Here is a 17,006-nt window from a genome sequence, read left to right on the forward strand (position 1 = left end):
CCATCTCCACCCCCTCGGGGAGGGTGATGGTCATGCCCGGGGACAACACGGAGATGAACGTGGAGCTCATCTACCCCATCGCCATGGAGGAGGGCCTGCGCTTCGCCATCCGCGAGGGCGGCCGTACGGTGGGGGCCGGAAGGGTGGTGGAGATAATCCGGTAGGCGAGAAACCCGAGGTTTAGTGGAATGGCCAAGCCCAGGCAAAAGATAAGAATAAGGTTAAAGGCGTACGACCACGAGATAATCGACCGCTCCGCGAAGCAGATCGTGGAGACGGCCAAGCGGACGGGAGCTTCCATCTCGGGGCCGGTTCCCCTGCCCACCGAGAAGCACGTGTACTGCGTGATCCGCTCCCCGCACGTGAACAAGGATTCGCGGGAGCACTTCGAGATGCGGGTCCACAAGAGGCTTATAGATATACTGGACCCCACGCCGAAGACGGTGGACTCGCTGATGCGCATGGATCTTCCGGCGGGAGTGGATATCGAGATCAAGCTGTGACTCGTAGCGCGGTGGAGGCTGGAGGGCGCGGGAGCCGTCTTCGCGCCGTGGAGAGGTGGGAAAGTTGAAGGGAATCATCGGAAGAAAGATAGCCATGACGCAGATCTTCGCCGAGGACGGGAGGATCATCCCGGTCACGGTGGTGGAGGCCGGTCCCTGCACGGTTGTCCAGGTGAAGACGGTGGAGAAGGAGGGCTACAACGCCGTGCAGCTGGGATTCGGCCCGGTGCGCGAGAAGAAGGTGAACAAGCCGCTGCGCGGCCACTTCGAGAGCAAGGGCCTGGAGCCCCACCGGCACCTGGCGGAGATCCGGGTGGACGACCCCTCCGCCTACCAGGTGGGCCAGAAGGTCACCGTGGAGTCCTTCGCCAAGGGAGAGAGGGTGGACGTCACCGGAAAGTCCAAGGGCAAGGGCTTCGCAGGAGTGGTCAAGCGGCACGGCTTCGGCGGGGGACCGGCTTCCCACGGGGCCCATTTCCACCGCGCCCCGGGTTCCATCGGAGCCTGCGCCACGCCCTCCCGGGTGTTCCGGGGATCCCGCATGCCCGGCCGGATGGGGGGCGAGAGGGTCACCGCCCTCAACCTGGAGGTCGTGGACGTGAAGCCGGAGCGCAACCTCCTGCTGCTCAAGGGCAGTGTTCCGGGTCCCAGGGGAGGGCTCCTGGTCATCCGGGAATCGGTCAAGGGACGTCGCAAGCGAAGTAGGAAAGCCCACGTGCTGACCTGAGAGGACGAGGATGGAGCAGGTCATGAAGTCGGTTCCGGTCTACGACCTGGAGGGAAACAAGACGGGTGAGGTCCAGCTGAAGGACTACTACTTCGGCTGCGAAATAAACATCCCCGTCATGCACCTGGTGGTCCGGCGCCAGCTGGCCGCCGCCCGCCGGGGCACCGCTTCCACCAAGAACCGCAGCGCGGTCAGCGGGGGCGGCCGGAAGCCCTGGCGCCAGAAGGGGACGGGAAGGGCCCGTGCTGGCTCCATCCGCTCGCCCCTCTGGCGGGGAGGAGGCACCGTGCACGGCCCGCAACCCCGGGACCACAGCTTCAAGGTAAACCGCAAGGTTCGGAGGCTGGCCCTGCGCTCGGCCCTGAGCGCCCGGGCCGGCGAGGACCGGGTGATGGTACTCGAGGACTTCACCTTCTCCGAGCCCAAGACCAAGTTGGCGGCGGCGGTGTTCCGGGCCCTGGGGGTGGAAGACAACGTGCTCCTGGTGCTGCCGGAGGAGGACGAGAACGTGGTCAAGTCCATGCGCAACCTTCCCTTCGTGGAGGTCATCCGGGTGGAGGACCTGAACACTTACGACGTGCTGGCTAACGACCGGGTGATCTTCACCCGTAGCTCGCTGGACAGGCTGCAGGAGGGGGTGCAGGATGAAGGATCCGCGTGATGTCATCATCCGGCCGGTGATCTCCGAGAAGAGCTATAACCTCCTGGATCAGAACAAGTACACCTTCGAGGTACATCCCAAGGCGCGGAAAACGGAGATCCGCCAGGCGGTGGAGCAGATCTTTAACGTTAAGGTCACCGGGGTGAATACGATAAAGGTTCCTCCCAAGCCGCGCCGCAGGGGTTGGACCTCAGGGCGCACGGCGGCGAGGAAGAAGGCCGTGGTAACCCTGGCGCCGGGGTACAGCATCGAGTTCTTCGAGGGACCGCTGGGTTGATGGAAAAAGGATGGTAAAAAAATGGGTATTAAGAGATATAAGCCGACCTCGCCGGGAAGGAGGTTCACCGTTCTATCCGACTTCCAGGAAATTACCAAGAAGGAGCCGGAGAGGAGCCTCCTTGCCCCCCTGAACTACAAGGCGGGTCGCAATAACCGGGGACGCATAACCACCCGCCACAAGGGTGGTCGGGTGAAGAGGCGCTACCGGATCATCGATTTCAAGCGGGACAAGGACGGAATCCCGGCCAAGGTGGTGGCCATAGAGTACGATCCCAACCGTACCGCGCGCATCGCTCTGCTGCACTATGAGGACGGGGAGAAGCGCTATATCCTGGCTCCTCTGAACCTCAAGGTGGGAGACCGGGTGATGTCGGGTCCGGATGCGGATATCAAGCCGGGCAACGCCCTACCCCTCTCGGCCATACCCGTGGGAACCACCATCCACAACATCGAACTCAAGCCGGGAGCGGGGGGGAAGATGGTGCGCGCCGCGGGGGGCGCCGCCCAGCTTATGGCCAAGGAGGGTGAGTTCGCCCACATAAGGCTCCCCTCAAGCGAGGTGCGCCTGGTGAGCCTGAAGTGCCGGGCCACGGTGGGCCAGCTGGGCAACGTGGAACACGAGCTGCAGAGCGAGGGCAAGGCGGGACGGGGCCGCTGGAAGGGCCGCCGTCCCACGGTGCGCGGAACGGTGATGAACCCCGTGGATCATCCCCACGGGGGAGGGGAGGGCAAGTCCTCCGCCGGGCGGCACCCGGTGACCCCCTGGGGCAAACCCACTCTGGGGTACCGGACGCGGAAGAAGAACAAGCCCTCCAACAAGTACATCGTGCGTAGGCGGAAGAGCTGAGAGAGGGAGGTAGCCTTGGGCAGGTCTTTGAAGAAAGGACCCTACATAGACGAGAAGCTCTATTTCAAGATCGAGGAGCTTAACCGGCGTAATGAGAAGAGGGTCATCAAGACCTGGTCCCGCAGATCGACCATCTTCCCAGAGATGGTGGGGCACACTATCGCCGTTTACGACGGGAAGAGGCACGTTCCGGTGTATATAACCGAGAACATGGTGGGGCACAAGCTGGGGGAGTTCGCTCCCACCCGACGCCGCACCAAGCACGGGCACGCCCACGAGAGGCCCACCCGGTTGAAGTAGTAGCCGAAGGAAAGGCAGGAGACGGAACATGGCCGAGGTTCAGGAAGGCGGCGTGACGGTCCGGGCGGTGGCCCGTTACGTGAGGGTCTCCCCCTACAAGGCGCGCCAGGTGGCCGACCAGATCCGGGGGAAGGACCTGGAGGAAGCTCGCTACATAATCCGGTTCTCCCCCAAGGCCGCGGCGCGCCTGGTGGGCAAGGTGCTGGAGTCCGCGGTGGCCAACGCGGAGAACAACAACGGCCTGCGGGCCGAGGACCTGGTGGTGGTCAACTGCTACGTGGATGAGGGTCCCACTCTGAAGAGGTGGAGGCCGCGGGCCCTGGGAAGGGCCACCCGTATCCGCAAGCGCACCAGCCACATCACGGTGGTCCTGGGCGAGAGGGAGGGCCTTGAGGGAAGCGGCAGGCGACGCGGCGGTCGCGGCCGCTCCGGAGCGCGAAGGAAAGGATGAAGTAGGCGTGGGTCAGAAGGTTCATCCGTACGGTTTCCGTCTAGGGATCATCTATGACTGGAAGTCCCGCTGGTTCGCCACCCGGGATTACGCCGACCTCCTCCAGGAGGACCTGGCCATACGGCGCTACATCCGGGAATACATGAAGAGGGCGGCCATATCCCGGGTGGAGATCGAGCGCACTTCCAAACGGGTCAAGGTGGACATCTTCACCGCCCGTCCGGGAATCGTCATCGGCCGCCGGGGCGCGGAGGTGGACCGCATCAAGCGGGACCTCTCCGAGATGACCGGCAAGGATGTCCAGGTGAACATCCAGGAGATCGACACGCCGGAGCTGGACGCCTTCCTCGTGGCCCAAAACGTGGCCGAGCAGCTGGAGGGCAGGGTGTCCTTCCGGAGGGCCATGAAGAGGGCGGTACAGAACGCCATCCGCGCCGGGGCCAAGGGAATCAAGATTTCCTGTGCCGGGAGGCTGGGGGGAGCGGAGATGGCCCGGACGGAGTGGTACCGGGAGGGAAGGGTGCCCCTGCAGACCCTGCGCGCGGACATCGATTACGGCTTCTGCGTGGCCCGCACCACCTTCGGGGTCATCGGGGTCAAGGTATGGATATACAAGGGACTCATTGGCGAGCCGGACCGGAAGTCCAGGGAGAAGGCCGTGGAGGAGAAGCGTCCCCTGGGCGTGGCGGCGGGTACGCTCGTGGAGGCGGAGCCCGAGGAAGAGGAGGAGGCGCTTCGGGAGCCCGCGGCCGGGCCGGAGGAGGACGAGGACTACGATTACCGGGAGGTTGAAGCTGATGCTGATGCCTCGTAAGATCAGACACCGCAAGGTGCAACGTGGGAGGCTCAAGGGCCGGTCCAAGGGAGGCACGGAGGTCCACTTCGGGGATTATGGGCTGCAGGCCCTGGAACCGGCCTGGGTCACGGCCCGTCAGATCGAAGCGGCCAGGGTAGCCATCACCCGTCACGTGAAGAGAAGCGGGAAGGTGTGGATCAACATCTTTCCCGACAAGCCGGTATCCAAGAAACCTGCCGAGACGCGCATGGGTAGCGGAAAGGGCAACCCCGACCACTGGGTAGCGGTGGTCAAGCCCGGAAGGGTGATGTTCGAGCTTGCCGGGGTCCCCGAGCATGTGGCCCAGGAGGCCATGCGCCGGGCGGCCCACAAGATGCCCATGAAATGCCGTTTCGTAAAACGTGTTGGCATGGGTGGTGAGTGAGCATGGTAAAGGCCAGGGAGCTTCGCCAGTATTCATACGAGGAGCTGTTGCAGAAGCTGCGGGAGGCCAAGGAGGAGCTCTTCAACCTCCGCTTCCAGGCGGCCACCGGGCAGCTAGACAATACGGCGCGCATCAAGGAGACCAAGAAGGACATCGCGCGCATCTGCACGGTCATCCGAGAGTACGAGATGAGCGAGAAAGCCGGGTAAGGCCGGGTGAAAGGAAGGGAACCGGAGGATGGCGGAACGGACGACGCGGAGAAAGGTGCGCATGGGCACGGTGGTCTCCGACAAGATGGACAAGACCATCGTGGTCAAGGTGGAGACGCGCATGCCCCACCCGCTGTACGGCAAGATCGTGACCCGCAGCAAGAAGTACAAGGCGCACGACGAGGAGAACCGCTGCCGGGTGGGTGACGTGGTGAAGATCATGGAGACCAGGCCCCTGTCCCGCACCAAGCGCTGGAGGCTGCTGGAGATCGTGGAACGTGCGGAGTAGGCGAAAGCGGTCCGCGGTTCGGAGGTAGGAGATGATACAGCAGGAATCGCGAGTGAAGATAGCCGACAACACGGGCGCCCGTGAGCTCCTGGTGATCAAGGTCCTGGGGGGTTCCGGGAGGCGCTATGCCGGCGTGGGGGACATCGTGGTGGGCACGGTGAAGTCAGCCATCCCCGGTGGGTCGGTGAAAAAGGGCGACGTGGTGAAGGCGGTGGTGGTGCGCACCAAGAAGGAGAGGCGGCGCAAGGACGGATCCTACATCAAGTTCGACGAAAACGCAGTGGTGCTGATCAACGAGGCCAAGGATCCACGGGGCACGCGCATCTTCGGCCCGGTGGCCAGGGAGCTTCGGGAGAAGAAGTTCATGAAGATCGTCTCCCTGGCCCCGGAGGTCCTTTGAGCCGCGGACGGCGAGGAGTGGAAAAAGATGGCAGGACTGAAGATAAAAAAGGGCGACCGGGTACAGGTGATCTCCGGGAAGGACCGGGGGAAGCAGGGCAAGGTCCTGCGCAGTTTCCCCCGGGAGAGACGGGTGATCGTGGAGGGCGTGAACCTGGTCAAGAGGCACACGCGGCCCAGCCAGGAGAACCCCCAGGGTGGGATCGTGACCAAGGAGGCGCCCATCCACGTCTCCAACGTGGCCCTGGTATGCGGGTCATGCAATCGGCCCATACGGGTGGCCTACCGGTTCGATTCCGAGGGCAACAAGCGGCGCTTCTGCCGCAAGTGCGGCGCGGACATCGACTGAGGATAAGGGATCTTGAACGAGGAAGGGAACATGGCTCCGAGGCTGAAGGAGAAATATCGCAAGGAAGTGGTGCCGGCCCTCAAGGAGAGGTTCGGGTACCGCAACGATATGGAGGTCCCGCGACTGGAGAAGATCGTGGTCAACATGGGAGTGGGAGAGGGAGCCCACGACCCCAAGGCCATCGACGGGGCCATGAAGGACCTGGCACTGATCACCGGCCAGAAGCCCAAGCTGAACCGGGCCAAGAAGTCGGTGGCCGGCTTCAAGCTGCGAGCCGGGATGTCCGTAGGTTGCAAGGTCACCTTGCGGGGAGACCGCATGTACGAGTTCCTGGACCGACTTATGTCCCTGGCCATCCCGCGGGTGAGGGACTTCCGGGGGTTGAACCCCAAGTCCTTCGACGGGAGGGGTAATTTCACCATGGGGCTTGAGGAACAGCTGGTGTTTCCGGAGATAGACTACGACGACATCGACAGGGTGAGAGGGATGGACATAACCATCGTGACCACGGCCAAGACTGACGAGGAGGGGCGGGCCCTGCTGGATGCGCTGGGCATGCCCTTCCGTGGCAAGTGAGCAGGAGGCGGCATGGCGAAGAAGTCCTTGATTGCCAAGCAGAAGAGACCTCCCAAGTACCGCACCCGGGCCTACAACCGTTGCAAACGTTGCGGGCGGCCGCGAGGGTATTTCCGCAAGTTCGAGCTCTGCCGCGTGTGCCTGCGCGAGCTGGCGCACGAGGGCGAGATCCCCGGGCTCACCAAGTCGAGTTGGTAAGGAGGCGATGGAGATGACCATGACCGATCCCATCGCGGACATGCTGACCCGCATACGGAACGCCAGCGCCGCCCGTCACGAGTGGGTGGAGATGCCCAATTCCAAGATGAAGCATTCCATCGCCGAGATACTGAAGAGGGAGGGATTCATCGCCGACTTCGAGGTGGTTAAGGGCAAGAGCTACGACACCCTCAGGATAAAGTTGGCCTACGGGCCCAACCGCGAATCCCTCATCAACGGGATCAAGCGCATCAGCAAGCCCGGCCTGCGGGTGTATGCCAAGAAGGCCCAGATGCCGAGGGTGCTGGGAGGCCTGGGAATCGCCATCATTTCCACCTCCAAGGGCCTTCTGACCGACCGGGAGGCGCGGGAGAAGAACGTGGGAGGCGAGGTCATCGCCTACGTCTGGTGACGGAAAGGACGCAAAGCGGGATAAGCGCTGGAGGTAGCAGTTGTCCAGGATAGGCAGAATGCCCATACCCGTCCCGGAGGGGACGGAGGTGAGGATAGAGGGTAACCGGGTGACGGTGAAGGGCCCCAAGGGAGAGCTCACCCAGGAGTTCCACCCGGACATGATCATTGAGATGGAGGAGGGTGCCATCCGCGTGAGGCGACCCTCGGATTCCAAGTTCCACAAGTCGCTGCACGGCCTCACGCGCAGCCTGCTAGCCAACATGGTGGAGGGGGTCACTAGGGGGTTCGAGAAGAACCTGGAGATCCACGGGGTGGGCTACCGGGCGGTGGCCAAGGGCCCGGACATCGAGCTCTCCCTGGGTTTCTCCCACACCGTGCTGGTGAAGGCTCCCGAGGGGGTAGAATTCGAGCTGGTGACCCCCACCAAGATACGGGTGAAGGGGGCGGATAAGCAGAAGGTGGGGGAGATAGCGGCCAAGATAAGGGCGTTGCGCAAGCCCGATCCCTACAAGGGCAAGGGCATCCGTTACGCCGGGGAACAGATCCGGCGCAAGGCCGGCAAGGCCCTCAAGTAGTCGGAGAACGCCTCGATCCGGGGAATGGAGCGACGGGGCATGGACAAGGCCAAGGAAAAGAGGATGAAGAAGGAGCGCCGCCGTAAGCGAGTGTGCAAGCAGGGCCAGCCCCCGAAGTAGTGGTCGAGTGACTCGATTCCGGAAATGGAGCGGTAAGGTATGGACAAGGCCAAGGAAAAGAGGATGAAGAAGGAGCGCCGCCGTAAGCGGGTGCGCAAGAAGATATTCGGCGTGCCGGAGAGGCCGAGGCTCTCGGTCTTCCGCAGCAACCGGCACATCTATGCCCAGATCATCGACGACACCGTAGGGCATACCCTGGCCAGCGCTTCCTCCATGGAGAAGGGTTTGGACCTGGAGGGGAAGAAGAAGACCGAGGTGGCCATGGAGGTGGGGCGTCTCCTGGCGGCCAGGGCCCGCGAGAAGGGAATCGTCAAGGTGGTCTTCGACCGGGGCGGCAATCTATATCACGGAAGGGTTAAGGCCCTGGCGGAGGGAGCCCGAGAGGGAGGACTGGAGTTCTGATGCCTTCCCGGATGGAAAGAGCTGGAGGTAATTCATGCCCAAGATAGACCCGACCGTTCTCGAGCTGGAGGAGAAAGTCGTCCACATCAACCGCGTGGCCAAGGTAGTGAAGGGAGGGCGCCGCTTCAGCTTCACCGCCCTGGTGGTGGTGGGAGACAGGGCGGGCGTGGTTGGCTATGGCTATGGGAAGGCCCGTGAGGTCCCCCTGGCCATCCAGAAGGGCGTGGAGAAGGCCAAGCGCAACCTCTTCAAGGTCCCCACCAGGGGGACCACCATCCCCCACCAGGTGGTGGGGAAGTTCGAGTCCTCGCGGGTTCTCCTTAAGCCGGCCAGCGAGGGGACCGGGGTCATAGCCGGAGGCCCGGTGCGCGCGGTGATCGAGCTAAGCGGCATCCAGGACGTGCTCACCAAGACCTACGGATCCCGCAACCCGGTCAACGTGGTCAAGGCCACCTTCGAGGGGCTTAAGGCCATCAGCCGGGCCCGGGAGGTGGCGGAGATAAGAAGGGCGCAGTTGCGCAAGGCCCGGGAGAAGGAGGCGGTTAAGGGATGAGTGCGGAGGGGAGGAAGCTTCGCGTCACCCTGGTGCGCAGCCTCATCGGCCGTCCTCCGAAACAGCGGCGCACCATAAGGGCCCTCGGGCTGAAGCGGATCAACCATTCCGTGGTCCACCGGGATACCCCGGAGATCAGGGGGATGGTCAGGCGGGTGACCCACCTGGTGAAAGTGGAACCCCTCGAGGAGTGAGGTGGGCCGACGGTACGATTGCGGCACGCTGCTGGCCGCGGATTGAAAGGAGCTTGCCTGCTCGGGATGACACCACTGAGTGGCAGGCGGGCATGGTGGTGAAGAAAGAGCACACGGAGTAGATAACGGGAGAGGGAGATTAACGGGAGACAGAGATGACGCTGAAGATACATGACCTTAAGCCGGCGCCGGGTTCCACCCACCCCCCCAAGCGGGTGGGAAGGGGAAGGTCGTCCGGGCACGGGAAGACCAGCGGCCGGGGCCAAAAGGGCCAAAAGGCCCGCGGCAAGACCCGCATCGGCTTCGAGGGCGGGCAGATGCCACTCCAGAGAAGGATACCCAAGCTGCGAGGTTTCCGGCCGCGGGACAAGAAGGAATACCACCTGGTCAACGTGGAGAAGCTCAACCTCTTCATGGAGGGAGAGGTGGTGACCCCTGAAGCGCTGGTGGAGAAGGGTATTCTGAAGAAGTTGCGGCACGAGGTGAAGATACTGGGTCGCGGCGAGCTGGAGCGGGGGCTTATTGTGCGCGCCAACGCCTTCACCAGGGGAGCGGTGGCCAAGATCGAGGCCGCGGGCGGAAGGGCCGAGGTGATCTGATTTGCTCCGCACCTTCCGCAACATCTTCAAGGTCGAAGATCTGCGGCGCAAGATCCTCTTCACCCTACTCATAATCCTCCTCTACCGCGTAGGTTCGGCCATCCCCTCCCCGGGGGTGAATACCCAAGCCTTGCAGAAGCTCATCCAGGAAGGAGGCGGGATACTCGGCTTCCTCAACTTTTTCTCCGGGGGCGCTCTTTCCCACCTGGCCATCTTCGGGTTGGGAATCATGCCCTACATCACCGCCGCCATCATCATGGAGATGCTAGTAGCGGTGATCCCCAAGCTCAAGGAGTGGCAGGAGGAGGGGGAATCCGGGCGGCGCAAGATAACCCAGGTCACGCGCTACATGACCCTGGGGCTGGCCCTCATGCAGTCTATCGGCTTGGTTTGGCAGTTCTCCCGCTGGCAGAACATCGGGGGAGAGAGCATCCGTATCATCGAGTTCACCTGGATGAAGGGGATAGTGGTCATCCTGACCCTCACCGCGGGCATGGCCCTGCTCATGTGGTTCGGGGAGCTGATCACCGAGCGGGGCGTGGGTAACGGGATGTCCATCCTCATCTTCATCTCCATCATCGCCCGTGTGCCCATCGAGTTCAAGAACCTCATCACCAACACCGAGCTCCGTTACGGAAACATTGCCTACGGAATAATCATCTCCGCGGTCATGTCCCTAGCGGTGATCCTGGCCGTCATCTACCTGGACCAGGGGGAGAGGCGCATCCCCGTGCAGTACGCCAAGCAGATACGGGGAAGGCGCATGACCATGGGAGGCACCACCTACCTCCCCCTGAAGATAAACACCTCGGGGGTCATCCCCATCATCTTCGCCTCCTCGGTCATCTACTTCCCCACCATGCTGGCCCAGTTCATCCCCGCCCTTACCGGGGTGGCCACCCGGCTCTCCCAAGGCTGGCTGTACTTCGTGGTCTATACCTTCCTGATCATCTTCTTCGCCTACTTCTACACCTACATCGTCTTCGACCCCTTCACCCAGGCGGAACACCTCAAGAAGTACGGGGCCTTCGTTCCCGGTATCCGTCCGGGTACGCCCACGGCGGTGTACTTCGGGAAGGTCATCAACCGCATAACCTTGCCCGGCTCCATAAGCCTGGCGGCCATAGCCCTCCTGCCGGCGGTGATGTTCTACTTCTTCGGGACCCGCGAGATACCCTTTGGTGGGGCGGCCATCATGATCATCGTGGGCGTGGCCCTGGAGACCATGAAGCAGATCGAGGCCCAGCTGCAGATGCGGCATTACGAGGGATTCCTGCGCTGATGCGCCGGGGAGAGGAAGGAGGCCGATGATGCAAAACCTCATTCTTCTGGGGCCGCCGGGTGCGGGAAAGGGAACCCAGGCGGAGAAAATAAGCGAGCTCTACGGCATACCCCACATTTCCACTGGGGATATCTTCCGGGATAACCTGAAACGAGGCACGGAACTGGGCCTCAAAGCCAAGGAGTACATGGACCGGGGGGAGCTGGTCCCCGACGAGGTGGTCATAGGCATCGTGCGTGGACGGCTGGCGGAGCCGGACTGCGAGAAGGGATTCGTCCTGGATGGTTTTCCCAGGACGGTGGCCCAGGCCGACGCCCTCAAGGAGATGCTCGCCGGGTTGGGGAAGTCCATCCACCATGTCCTGAACATCCAGGTGCCCGACGAGACGGTGGTGGAGAGGCTCACCGCTCGCCGGACCTGCCGTTCCTGCGGGGCGGTCTATCACCTGAAATTCAACCCGCCCCGGGAGGATGGGAAGTGCGACGTTTGTGGAGGGGAGCTCTACGTGCGCGACGACGACCGGGAGGAGACGGTCCGGGCACGCCTGGAGGAGTACCGCGCCAAGACCCAGCCCCTCATCGACTACTACCGCGCGGAGGGTCTCCTGAGGGACATAGACGGGAGCGCCTCCATGGAGGAGGTTCTGTCTTCCATCCGGAAGGTGCTGGAGTGAGGCTCCGCCGGTCGGGCGCGGGCAGGGCGAGGAGCAGCCGCCGCCCTCAAGCGAGGGAGGTCCCTTGGAGATCCGTTCCGGATGCGCGGGTGGAGTCCATGATCATCAGGAAATCACGGGAGGAGATAAGGAAGATGAGGGAGGCCGGCCGCATAGTGGCCGGGGTCCTGGACATGCTGGAGAGGCACGTGCGGCCGGGAACTAGGACGGAGACCCTGAACCGGCTGGCCGACGACTTCATCCGCTCCCGGGGTGGCATCCCCTCCTTCCTAGGTTACCGGGGCTTTCCGGCCTCCATATGCACGTCCGTAAACGACGTGGTAGTCCACGGCATCCCGGGCAAGGAGCGGTTGAAGGAGGGGGACATCATCGGCATAGACGTAGGGGTGATCCTGGACGGCTACCAGGCTGACGCCGCCCGCACCTACGCGGTGGGGGAGGTGAGCGACATCGCCAGGAGGCTCATGGAGGTCACCCGGGCCTCGCTGGAAGCGGGTATCGCCGCCTGCCGCTCCGGGAACCGGCTGGGAGACGTTTCCAATAGCATCCAGCGGGTGGTGGAGGGCGGGGGGTTCTCGGTGGTGGTACAGTTCGTGGGGCACGGCATAGGAAGGGAGATGCACGAGGAGCCCCAGATACCCAACTTCGGCCCCCCGGGTAGAGGCCCCCTGCTCCTGCCGGGCATGACCTTCGCCCTGGAGCCTATGGTCAACGAGGGGACCTACGAGGTGAGGGTAGAGGAGGACGGCTGGACGGTGCGCACCGCGGACGGCCGCCTGTCGGCACATTTCGAGCATACCGTGGCGGTGACCGAGGGAGACCCGGAGGTCCTCACCATTCCCTGAGGGAAAGGGGAAATCGCGGGCAGGAACTTCTGGACTACCGGGATGTTGTTTGTTAGTATATGAATTCTGGTGCGAAAAGAAGAGCACGCCCGACGCAAGGGTGGCGTGGGGAGAGTGAGGAGTGGCCAAGAAGGAAGGCTCCGTAGAGGTCGAAGGAACCGTACTGGAACCCTTGCCCAACGCCATGTTCCGGGTGGAACTGGACAACGGGCACAAGATTCTGGCCCATATCTCCGGGAAGATGCGCATGCATTACATCCGGATACTGCCCGGGGACCGGGTGTTGGTGGAGATATCTCCCTACGATCTTACCCGCGGGCGCATAGTGTACCGATACAAGTAGGTGAGGCACGCCGGCTGGAACGGCGGGAAGGAGAGGGAAAGGCAGAAACTGGAAATGAAGGTGAGACCCTCGGTCAAGAAGATGTGCGACAAGTGCAAGATAATCCGCCGCCACGGCAAGGTGCTGGTCATCTGCCAGAACCCTCGCCACAAGCAGCGGCAAGGTTGAAAACGAGGAGGTAGTGTCTTGGCGCGCATAGCTGGGGTAGACCTTCCGAGGGACAAGCGGGTGGAGATAGCCCTGACCTACATCTACGGAATAGGGAAGTCCACCTCCCTCAAGGTGCTGCGGAGCTGCAACATAAACCCGGACACCAAGGTCCGGGACCTCACCGACGACGAGGTGGTGAGGCTGCGCAACTACATCGACCAGAACCTCAAGGTGGAGGGGGACCTGCGGCGGGAGGTGGCCCAGAACATCAAGCGCAAGATGGAGATCGGCTGTTACCAGGGTCTCCGCCACCGCATGGGCCTGCCCGTGCGGGGGCAGCGCACCCACACCAACGCCCGCACCCGCAAGGGACCCCGCAAGACGGTGGGCGTGAAGCGCAAGAAGAAATAGTTCCCCGCGGGGGAGGAACATGCCGGACGAATCAGGTATCCAAAAGCAGGTGAAGAAGTAGGACACAGGAGGTTGCCAGTTGGCGAGACCGACGCGAGGAAGGGGAAGAGGGAGAAAGAAGGAGAAGAAGACGGTATTGCACGGTGAGGCGCATATCAAGTCTACCTTCAACAATACCATCATCACCATAACCGACAAGAACGGGGACACCCTCACCTGGAGCAGCAGCGGGACGGTGGGCTTCAAGGGTTCCCGCAAGAGTACCCCCTTCGCGGCCCAGCTGGCGGCCGAGAACGCGGCTAAGAAGGCCCAGGAGTTCGGGATGAAGAAAGTGGATGTCTTCGTCAAGGGGCCGGGATCGGGGCGCGAGACGGCCATCCGCACCCTGCAGGCCAACGGCCTGGAGGTGGTGAGCATCACCGACGTGACGCCCCAGCCCCACAACGGGTGCCGACCCAAAAAGAGAAGAAGGGTATAGGGGTGGTGGGTCATGGCACGCAATCTTGAGCCTTCCTGCAAGCAGTGCCGCCGCGAGGGAGTGAAGCTATTCCTGAAGGGGGCGCGCTGCGAAAGCGACAAGTGCGCCATGGAGCGCCGACCCTATCCTCCCGGGGAGCACGGGCGCGGGCGGGTCAAGGAGACCGAGTACCTGCTACAGCTCCGGGAGAAGCAGAAGGCCAAGCGCATCTACGGGGTTCTGGAGAGGCAGTTCCGGAACTATTACGGCCGTGCCAGCCGGCAGAAGGGGATTACCGGCGAGAACCTGCTCGTCCTGCTCGAAACCAGGCTGGACAACGTGGTCTACCGGGGAGGCCTGGCCTCCTCCCGGCAGGACGCCCGCCAGCTGGTGCGCCACGGCCACGTGACGGTCAACGGGCGCAAGGTGGACATCCCCTCCTACGAGGTGAGGGTGGGGGACGTGATCGAGCTCAAGGAGAAGAGCCGGGACCTGGTGCGAGTGCTCCAGGCGGTCCGCCTGGCCGAGGGGCGCCCCGTGGTCCCCTGGCTCCGGGTGGACCTGGACAAGAGGCGCATCGAGGTGGTGGCCAGGCCGAAGCGGGAGGACATCGACATCCCGGTCAAGGAACACCTGATAGTGGAGCTTTACTCCAAGTAATCCGAGGGATATAGGAGGGAACAGGCGTTGGTGCTTGAAATGCAAAAGCCACACATAGTGGTGGACAAGGTGGAGGATTCCTACGGAAGGTTCATCATCGAACCCCTGGAGAGGGGTTTCGGACACACCCTGGGCAATTCCATGCGCCGTATCCTGCTCTCCTCCATCCCCGGCGCAGCCATAACCTCGCTGCGCATCGAGGGCGTGGTGCATGAGTTCAGCACCATCGAGGGGGTCAAAGAGGATACCATGGACATCATTCTCAACCTCAAAGGGGTTATCCTCCGCATCCTCGATGAGGGGCAACACACCCTGTTTCTGGACGTCACCGGTCCCAAAACGGTAACCGCCGGTGACATCCTGGCCCCGGCCGAGGTGGAGATAATCAATCCCGACCACAAGATATGTACCCTGAACGAGAAGGGTAAGCTGAAGATGGAGATGACTGCCCGCAAGGGCCGGGGTTACGTCTCGGCGGAGCGCATGGGCGGCCTGTACGAGGTGGCCGGCACCATTCCCATAGATGCCATGTTCTCCCCCGTGGTCAGGGTGGCCTACCAGGTGGAGGACACCCGCGTAGGGCAGAGGGCGGACTACGACAGGCTGATCATGGAGGTGACCACGGACGGGAGCATAGGCCCCCAGGAGGCGCTACTCAGAGCAGCCCGGATACTAGTCAGCCACGCGGAGATATTTTTCTCCCTGGCCGAGGGCGAGGAGGGGATGGAGGAGACCATCTTCGGCCGGGAGGCCCAGGCGGCGGGCGCCAGGGAGATGCAGATCCCCATCGAGGACCTGGAGCTGCCGGTGAGGGTTTTGAACTGCCTGCACCGTGGGGGGATCAACACCGTGGGCCAGCTTATCGAGAAGACGGAGGAGGACCTTCTGGCCCTGCGCAGCTTCGGTGCCCGCTCCATTGAGGACGTGAAGGAGCAGCTGAGAAAGAGGGGACTCAGTCTGAAGGCCAAGTAGGGGCTCATCGGTAAGAGGAAATATTCCAAGCGCGAGAGGTGTAGCTATGCCGGAACCGAGGAAGGGAAGGAGACTGGGGGGAAGCGCGGCCCACCAGCGCGCCATGATGGCCAACCTGGCGCGCGCCCTCATAGAGCATGAGAGGATCAAGACCACGGAGGCCAAGGCCAAGGAGGTTCAGCCCCTGATGGACAAGCTGGTGGGGCTGGCCAAGCGGGGAGACCTGCATGCCAGGCGACAAGCCCTGGCCATCATTCCCGACCGGAACGTGATCCACAAGCTCTTTGCCGAAATCGGGCCGCGGTACGAGGACCGCGAGGGTGGCTACACCAGGGTGGTGAAGATAGGGCCTCGTCAGGGGGATGCTGCGCCCATGGCGGTGGTCGAGCTGGTCTGATTCCAGGCACCAGGACCTGGATTTCCCCGCCCCCTTGAAGGGCGGGTTTTCCGTCCCCGCCGGCAACGTGGCCGCCCTGGCAAACGCTTCCTCTCCAACCTCTGGAGTGAGTCGTGGGTAACTACATGCTGACCCTCTGCTACGAGGGCACGGGTTACAAAGGCTTTCAGAAGCAGCCTGGCCTACCTACCGTGCAGGGGGAGCTGGAGAAGGCCTTGGAGCGGGTGGCGGAACGGGAATCCCCCCTCTACGCGGCGGGAAGGACCGATGCCGGAGTGCACGCCAGGGGGCAGGTGGTGAACTTCCACGGGACCCTCCGGGTGGCACTGGAGAGGATGCCGCGCGCCCTCAATGCCCTCTTGCCTCCGGACATCGCCGTCCTGGACTGCCGCGAGGTGGAGGAGGAGTTCCACGCTCGGCGCAGCGCCCTGGCCCGGGAATACGCCTATTACTTCCACCTGGGGGCGCAGCCCTCCCCATTCCTCAGGCGTTACGCGCTGCACGTGGGTAGGGAACTGGACGAGGAGGCCATGGCGGAGGCCCTCTCCGGTATCCTGGGTATCCACGACTTCGCCTCCTTCTGCCGCAGCGAGGAGGGGAGATCCACGGTGAGGGAGGTCATGGAGGCCCGGATCTCCAGGCGGGAAGAATTGCTCTGCGTGAGAGTGCGGGCCAACGCCTTCGCCTGGATGATGATGCGCATGCTCTGCGGGGCCCTCCTGGAGGTGGGGAGGGGGCGCCGGTCCCCGGAGGATTTCATGGCCCTTCTCGACGGTAGGGATGAACGCCGCGCCGTGCCGGCCCTCCCTCCCCACGGCCTCTTCCTGGAGAAGGTCTACTATCCCTTCGATCCGCCGCCGTCCAGGACCTCCGCTTGACGGGAAGAAGGCGGCACGGCCGGAGGGGGACTTCTCTCACCGGCTGGCGGCGGGGGTCCTGCCCTTGGGGTAA

Annotated in this window: 32 protein-coding genes and 1 pseudogene; all 33 read left to right on the top strand. The window is 63.2% G+C overall.

Annotated elements, in window-relative coordinates:
• Positions 1-164, top strand: a 164-nt coding sequence (locus QME84_11665; GenBank protein MDI6874921.1) for an elongation factor Tu, incomplete at its 5' end; no start/stop codon positions are given.
• Positions 165-188: 24 nt separating this feature from the next.
• Complete coding sequence (rpsJ, locus tag QME84_11670; protein MDI6874922.1) at positions 189-503, top strand: 30S ribosomal protein S10; 315 nt, start codon at positions 189-191, stop codon at positions 501-503.
• Between the two features lie 64 nt (positions 504-567).
• On the top strand, positions 568-1,230 hold the full coding sequence (rplC, locus tag QME84_11675; GenBank protein ID MDI6874923.1) for a 50S ribosomal protein L3: 663 nt from the start codon (positions 568-570) through the stop codon (positions 1,228-1,230).
• Positions 1,231-1,240: 10 nt separating this feature from the next.
• A complete protein-coding gene (gene rplD, locus QME84_11680) occupies positions 1,241-1,891 on the top strand; it encodes a 50S ribosomal protein L4 (protein ID MDI6874924.1) in 651 nt (216 codons plus the stop codon).
• Positions 1,875-2,168: a 50S ribosomal protein L23 gene (gene rplW / locus QME84_11685; GenBank protein MDI6874925.1), complete on the top strand. Its 294-nt coding sequence runs from the start codon at positions 1,875-1,877 to the stop codon at positions 2,166-2,168. The genes rplD and rplW overlap by 17 nt, the downstream gene beginning before the upstream one ends.
• 21 nt (positions 2,169-2,189) lie before the next feature.
• Positions 2,190-3,017, top strand: a complete 828-nt coding sequence (rplB, locus tag QME84_11690; protein MDI6874926.1) for a 50S ribosomal protein L2 — start codon at positions 2,190-2,192, stop codon at positions 3,015-3,017.
• A 15-nt stretch (positions 3,018-3,032) separates the two neighbouring features.
• Complete coding sequence (gene rpsS / locus QME84_11695; protein ID MDI6874927.1) at positions 3,033-3,317, top strand: 30S ribosomal protein S19; 285 nt, start codon at positions 3,033-3,035, stop codon at positions 3,315-3,317.
• A 28-nt stretch (positions 3,318-3,345) separates the two neighbouring features.
• Positions 3,346-3,768, top strand: coding sequence for a 50S ribosomal protein L22 (gene rplV / locus QME84_11700; protein MDI6874928.1), 423 nt, complete (start codon positions 3,346-3,348; stop codon positions 3,766-3,768).
• A gap of 7 nt (positions 3,769-3,775) precedes the next feature.
• Positions 3,776-4,582 (top strand): 30S ribosomal protein S3, encoded by an 807-nt coding sequence (rpsC, locus tag QME84_11705; GenBank protein ID MDI6874929.1) that lies wholly within the window; start codon positions 3,776-3,778, stop codon positions 4,580-4,582.
• The gene (rplP, locus tag QME84_11710) at positions 4,566-4,988 is read left to right on the top strand and encodes a 50S ribosomal protein L16 (protein MDI6874930.1); all 423 of its coding nucleotides are present in this window, start codon (positions 4,566-4,568) and stop codon (positions 4,986-4,988) included. The genes rpsC and rplP overlap by 17 nt, the downstream gene beginning before the upstream one ends.
• A 2-nt stretch (positions 4,989-4,990) precedes the next feature.
• Positions 4,991-5,197, top strand: coding sequence for a 50S ribosomal protein L29 (gene rpmC, locus QME84_11715; protein MDI6874931.1), 207 nt, complete (start codon positions 4,991-4,993; stop codon positions 5,195-5,197).
• Positions 5,198-5,225: 28 nt separating this feature from the next.
• The gene (rpsQ, locus tag QME84_11720) at positions 5,226-5,486 is read left to right on the top strand and encodes a 30S ribosomal protein S17 (GenBank protein MDI6874932.1); all 261 of its coding nucleotides are present in this window, start codon (positions 5,226-5,228) and stop codon (positions 5,484-5,486) included.
• A gap of 31 nt (positions 5,487-5,517) precedes the next feature.
• Positions 5,518-5,886 (top strand): 50S ribosomal protein L14, encoded by a 369-nt coding sequence (gene rplN / locus QME84_11725; GenBank protein MDI6874933.1) that lies wholly within the window; start codon positions 5,518-5,520, stop codon positions 5,884-5,886.
• Between the two features lie 27 nt (positions 5,887-5,913).
• Complete coding sequence (gene rplX, locus QME84_11730; GenBank protein ID MDI6874934.1) at positions 5,914-6,234, top strand: 50S ribosomal protein L24; 321 nt, start codon at positions 5,914-5,916, stop codon at positions 6,232-6,234.
• A gap of 30 nt (positions 6,235-6,264) precedes the next feature.
• Positions 6,265-6,810 carry a 50S ribosomal protein L5 gene (gene rplE / locus QME84_11735; GenBank protein MDI6874935.1) on the top strand — a complete coding sequence of 182 codons (546 nt, stop codon included), beginning with the start codon at positions 6,265-6,267 and terminating at the stop codon, positions 6,808-6,810.
• 12 nt (positions 6,811-6,822) lie between these two features.
• A complete protein-coding gene (locus tag QME84_11740; protein MDI6874936.1) occupies positions 6,823-7,008 on the top strand; it encodes a type Z 30S ribosomal protein S14 in 186 nt (61 codons plus the stop codon).
• Positions 7,009-7,021: 13 nt separating this feature from the next.
• On the top strand, positions 7,022-7,420 hold the full coding sequence (gene rpsH / locus QME84_11745; GenBank protein MDI6874937.1) for a 30S ribosomal protein S8: 399 nt from the start codon (positions 7,022-7,024) through the stop codon (positions 7,418-7,420).
• A gap of 40 nt (positions 7,421-7,460) precedes the next feature.
• Positions 7,461-7,997, top strand: coding sequence for a 50S ribosomal protein L6 (gene rplF, locus QME84_11750; protein MDI6874938.1), 537 nt, complete (start codon positions 7,461-7,463; stop codon positions 7,995-7,997).
• Positions 7,998-8,156: 159 nt separating this feature from the next.
• Positions 8,157-8,519 carry a 50S ribosomal protein L18 gene (gene rplR / locus QME84_11755; protein MDI6874939.1) on the top strand — a complete coding sequence of 121 codons (363 nt, stop codon included), beginning with the start codon at positions 8,157-8,159 and terminating at the stop codon, positions 8,517-8,519.
• A 34-nt stretch (positions 8,520-8,553) separates the two neighbouring features.
• Complete coding sequence (rpsE, locus tag QME84_11760; GenBank protein ID MDI6874940.1) at positions 8,554-9,072, top strand: 30S ribosomal protein S5; 519 nt, start codon at positions 8,554-8,556, stop codon at positions 9,070-9,072.
• Complete coding sequence (gene rpmD / locus QME84_11765; protein MDI6874941.1) at positions 9,069-9,266, top strand: 50S ribosomal protein L30; 198 nt, start codon at positions 9,069-9,071, stop codon at positions 9,264-9,266. Before rpsE ends, rpmD begins: the two co-directional genes overlap by 4 nt.
• Before the next feature lie 161 nt (positions 9,267-9,427).
• Positions 9,428-9,865 carry a 50S ribosomal protein L15 gene (gene rplO, locus QME84_11770; GenBank protein MDI6874942.1) on the top strand — a complete coding sequence of 146 codons (438 nt, stop codon included), beginning with the start codon at positions 9,428-9,430 and terminating at the stop codon, positions 9,863-9,865.
• Position 9,866: 1 nt separating this feature from the next.
• A complete protein-coding gene (secY, locus tag QME84_11775; GenBank protein MDI6874943.1) occupies positions 9,867-11,147 on the top strand; it encodes a preprotein translocase subunit SecY in 1,281 nt (426 codons plus the stop codon).
• 28 nt (positions 11,148-11,175) lie between these two features.
• A complete protein-coding gene (locus QME84_11780) occupies positions 11,176-11,820 on the top strand; it encodes an adenylate kinase (protein MDI6874944.1) in 645 nt (214 codons plus the stop codon).
• A 98-nt stretch (positions 11,821-11,918) separates the two neighbouring features.
• Positions 11,919-12,665, top strand: coding sequence for a type I methionyl aminopeptidase (gene map, locus QME84_11785; GenBank protein ID MDI6874945.1), 747 nt, complete (start codon positions 11,919-11,921; stop codon positions 12,663-12,665).
• A 121-nt stretch (positions 12,666-12,786) separates the two neighbouring features.
• Positions 12,787-13,008 carry a translation initiation factor IF-1 gene (infA, locus tag QME84_11790; GenBank protein ID MDI6874946.1) on the top strand — a complete coding sequence of 74 codons (222 nt, stop codon included), beginning with the start codon at positions 12,787-12,789 and terminating at the stop codon, positions 13,006-13,008.
• A gap of 54 nt (positions 13,009-13,062) precedes the next feature.
• Positions 13,063-13,176 (top strand): 50S ribosomal protein L36, encoded by a 114-nt coding sequence (rpmJ, locus tag QME84_11795; GenBank protein ID MDI6874947.1) that lies wholly within the window; start codon positions 13,063-13,065, stop codon positions 13,174-13,176.
• A gap of 18 nt (positions 13,177-13,194) precedes the next feature.
• Positions 13,195-13,569 (top strand): 30S ribosomal protein S13, encoded by a 375-nt coding sequence (gene rpsM / locus QME84_11800; protein MDI6874948.1) that lies wholly within the window; start codon positions 13,195-13,197, stop codon positions 13,567-13,569.
• 79 nt (positions 13,570-13,648) lie between these two features.
• A complete protein-coding gene (gene rpsK / locus QME84_11805) occupies positions 13,649-14,047 on the top strand; it encodes a 30S ribosomal protein S11 (GenBank protein MDI6874949.1) in 399 nt (132 codons plus the stop codon).
• Positions 14,048-14,059: 12 nt separating this feature from the next.
• The gene (gene rpsD, locus QME84_11810; protein MDI6874950.1) at positions 14,060-14,686 is read left to right on the top strand and encodes a 30S ribosomal protein S4; all 627 of its coding nucleotides are present in this window, start codon (positions 14,060-14,062) and stop codon (positions 14,684-14,686) included.
• 30 nt (positions 14,687-14,716) lie between these two features.
• A complete protein-coding gene (locus QME84_11815; protein ID MDI6874951.1) occupies positions 14,717-15,658 on the top strand; it encodes a DNA-directed RNA polymerase subunit alpha in 942 nt (313 codons plus the stop codon).
• A 46-nt stretch (positions 15,659-15,704) separates the two neighbouring features.
• Positions 15,705-16,052, top strand: a pseudogene (gene rplQ / locus QME84_11820) (50S ribosomal protein L17).
• A gap of 116 nt (positions 16,053-16,168) precedes the next feature.
• Positions 16,169-16,933, top strand: coding sequence for a tRNA pseudouridine(38-40) synthase TruA (gene truA / locus QME84_11825; protein ID MDI6874952.1), 765 nt, complete (start codon positions 16,169-16,171; stop codon positions 16,931-16,933).
• The last annotated feature ends 73 nt before the right edge of the window (positions 16,934-17,006 follow it).

It is taken from the genome of Actinomycetota bacterium (assembly GCA_030019255.1).
Classification (GTDB): Bacteria; Actinomycetota; Geothermincolia; order Geothermincolales; family RBG-13-55-18; genus Solincola_A.

Excerpts from the sequence above, each read along its gene's own strand:
- rpsJ (MDI6874922.1), top strand. The coding sequence starts at position 189 with ATGGCCAAGCCCAGGCAAAAGATAAGAATAAGGTTAAAGGCGTACGAC.
- rplD (MDI6874924.1), top strand. The coding sequence starts at position 1,241 with ATGGAGCAGGTCATGAAGTCGGTTCCGGTCTACGACCTGGAGGGAAAC.
- rplW (MDI6874925.1), top strand. The coding sequence starts at position 1,875 with ATGAAGGATCCGCGTGATGTCATCATCCGGCCGGTGATCTCCGAGAAG.
- rplB (MDI6874926.1), top strand. The coding sequence starts at position 2,190 with ATGGGTATTAAGAGATATAAGCCGACCTCGCCGGGAAGGAGGTTCACC.
- rplV (MDI6874928.1), top strand. The coding sequence starts at position 3,346 with ATGGCCGAGGTTCAGGAAGGCGGCGTGACGGTCCGGGCGGTGGCCCGT.
- rplP (MDI6874930.1), top strand. The coding sequence starts at position 4,566 with ATGCTGATGCCTCGTAAGATCAGACACCGCAAGGTGCAACGTGGGAGG.
- rpmC (MDI6874931.1), top strand. The coding sequence starts at position 4,991 with ATGGTAAAGGCCAGGGAGCTTCGCCAGTATTCATACGAGGAGCTGTTG.
- rpsQ (MDI6874932.1), top strand. The coding sequence starts at position 5,226 with ATGGCGGAACGGACGACGCGGAGAAAGGTGCGCATGGGCACGGTGGTC.
- rplN (MDI6874933.1), top strand. The coding sequence starts at position 5,518 with ATGATACAGCAGGAATCGCGAGTGAAGATAGCCGACAACACGGGCGCC.
- rplX (MDI6874934.1), top strand. The coding sequence starts at position 5,914 with ATGGCAGGACTGAAGATAAAAAAGGGCGACCGGGTACAGGTGATCTCC.
- rplE (MDI6874935.1), top strand. The coding sequence starts at position 6,265 with ATGGCTCCGAGGCTGAAGGAGAAATATCGCAAGGAAGTGGTGCCGGCC.
- QME84_11740 (MDI6874936.1), top strand. The coding sequence starts at position 6,823 with ATGGCGAAGAAGTCCTTGATTGCCAAGCAGAAGAGACCTCCCAAGTAC.
- rpsH (MDI6874937.1), top strand. The coding sequence starts at position 7,022 with ATGACCATGACCGATCCCATCGCGGACATGCTGACCCGCATACGGAAC.
- rplR (MDI6874939.1), top strand. The coding sequence starts at position 8,157 with ATGGACAAGGCCAAGGAAAAGAGGATGAAGAAGGAGCGCCGCCGTAAG.
- rpsE (MDI6874940.1), top strand. The coding sequence starts at position 8,554 with ATGCCCAAGATAGACCCGACCGTTCTCGAGCTGGAGGAGAAAGTCGTC.
- rpmD (MDI6874941.1), top strand. The coding sequence starts at position 9,069 with ATGAGTGCGGAGGGGAGGAAGCTTCGCGTCACCCTGGTGCGCAGCCTC.
- QME84_11780 (MDI6874944.1), top strand. The coding sequence starts at position 11,176 with ATGCAAAACCTCATTCTTCTGGGGCCGCCGGGTGCGGGAAAGGGAACC.
- map (MDI6874945.1), top strand. The coding sequence starts at position 11,919 with ATGATCATCAGGAAATCACGGGAGGAGATAAGGAAGATGAGGGAGGCC.
- rpmJ (MDI6874947.1), top strand. The coding sequence starts at position 13,063 with ATGAAGGTGAGACCCTCGGTCAAGAAGATGTGCGACAAGTGCAAGATA.
- rpsD (MDI6874950.1), top strand. The coding sequence starts at position 14,060 with ATGGCACGCAATCTTGAGCCTTCCTGCAAGCAGTGCCGCCGCGAGGGA.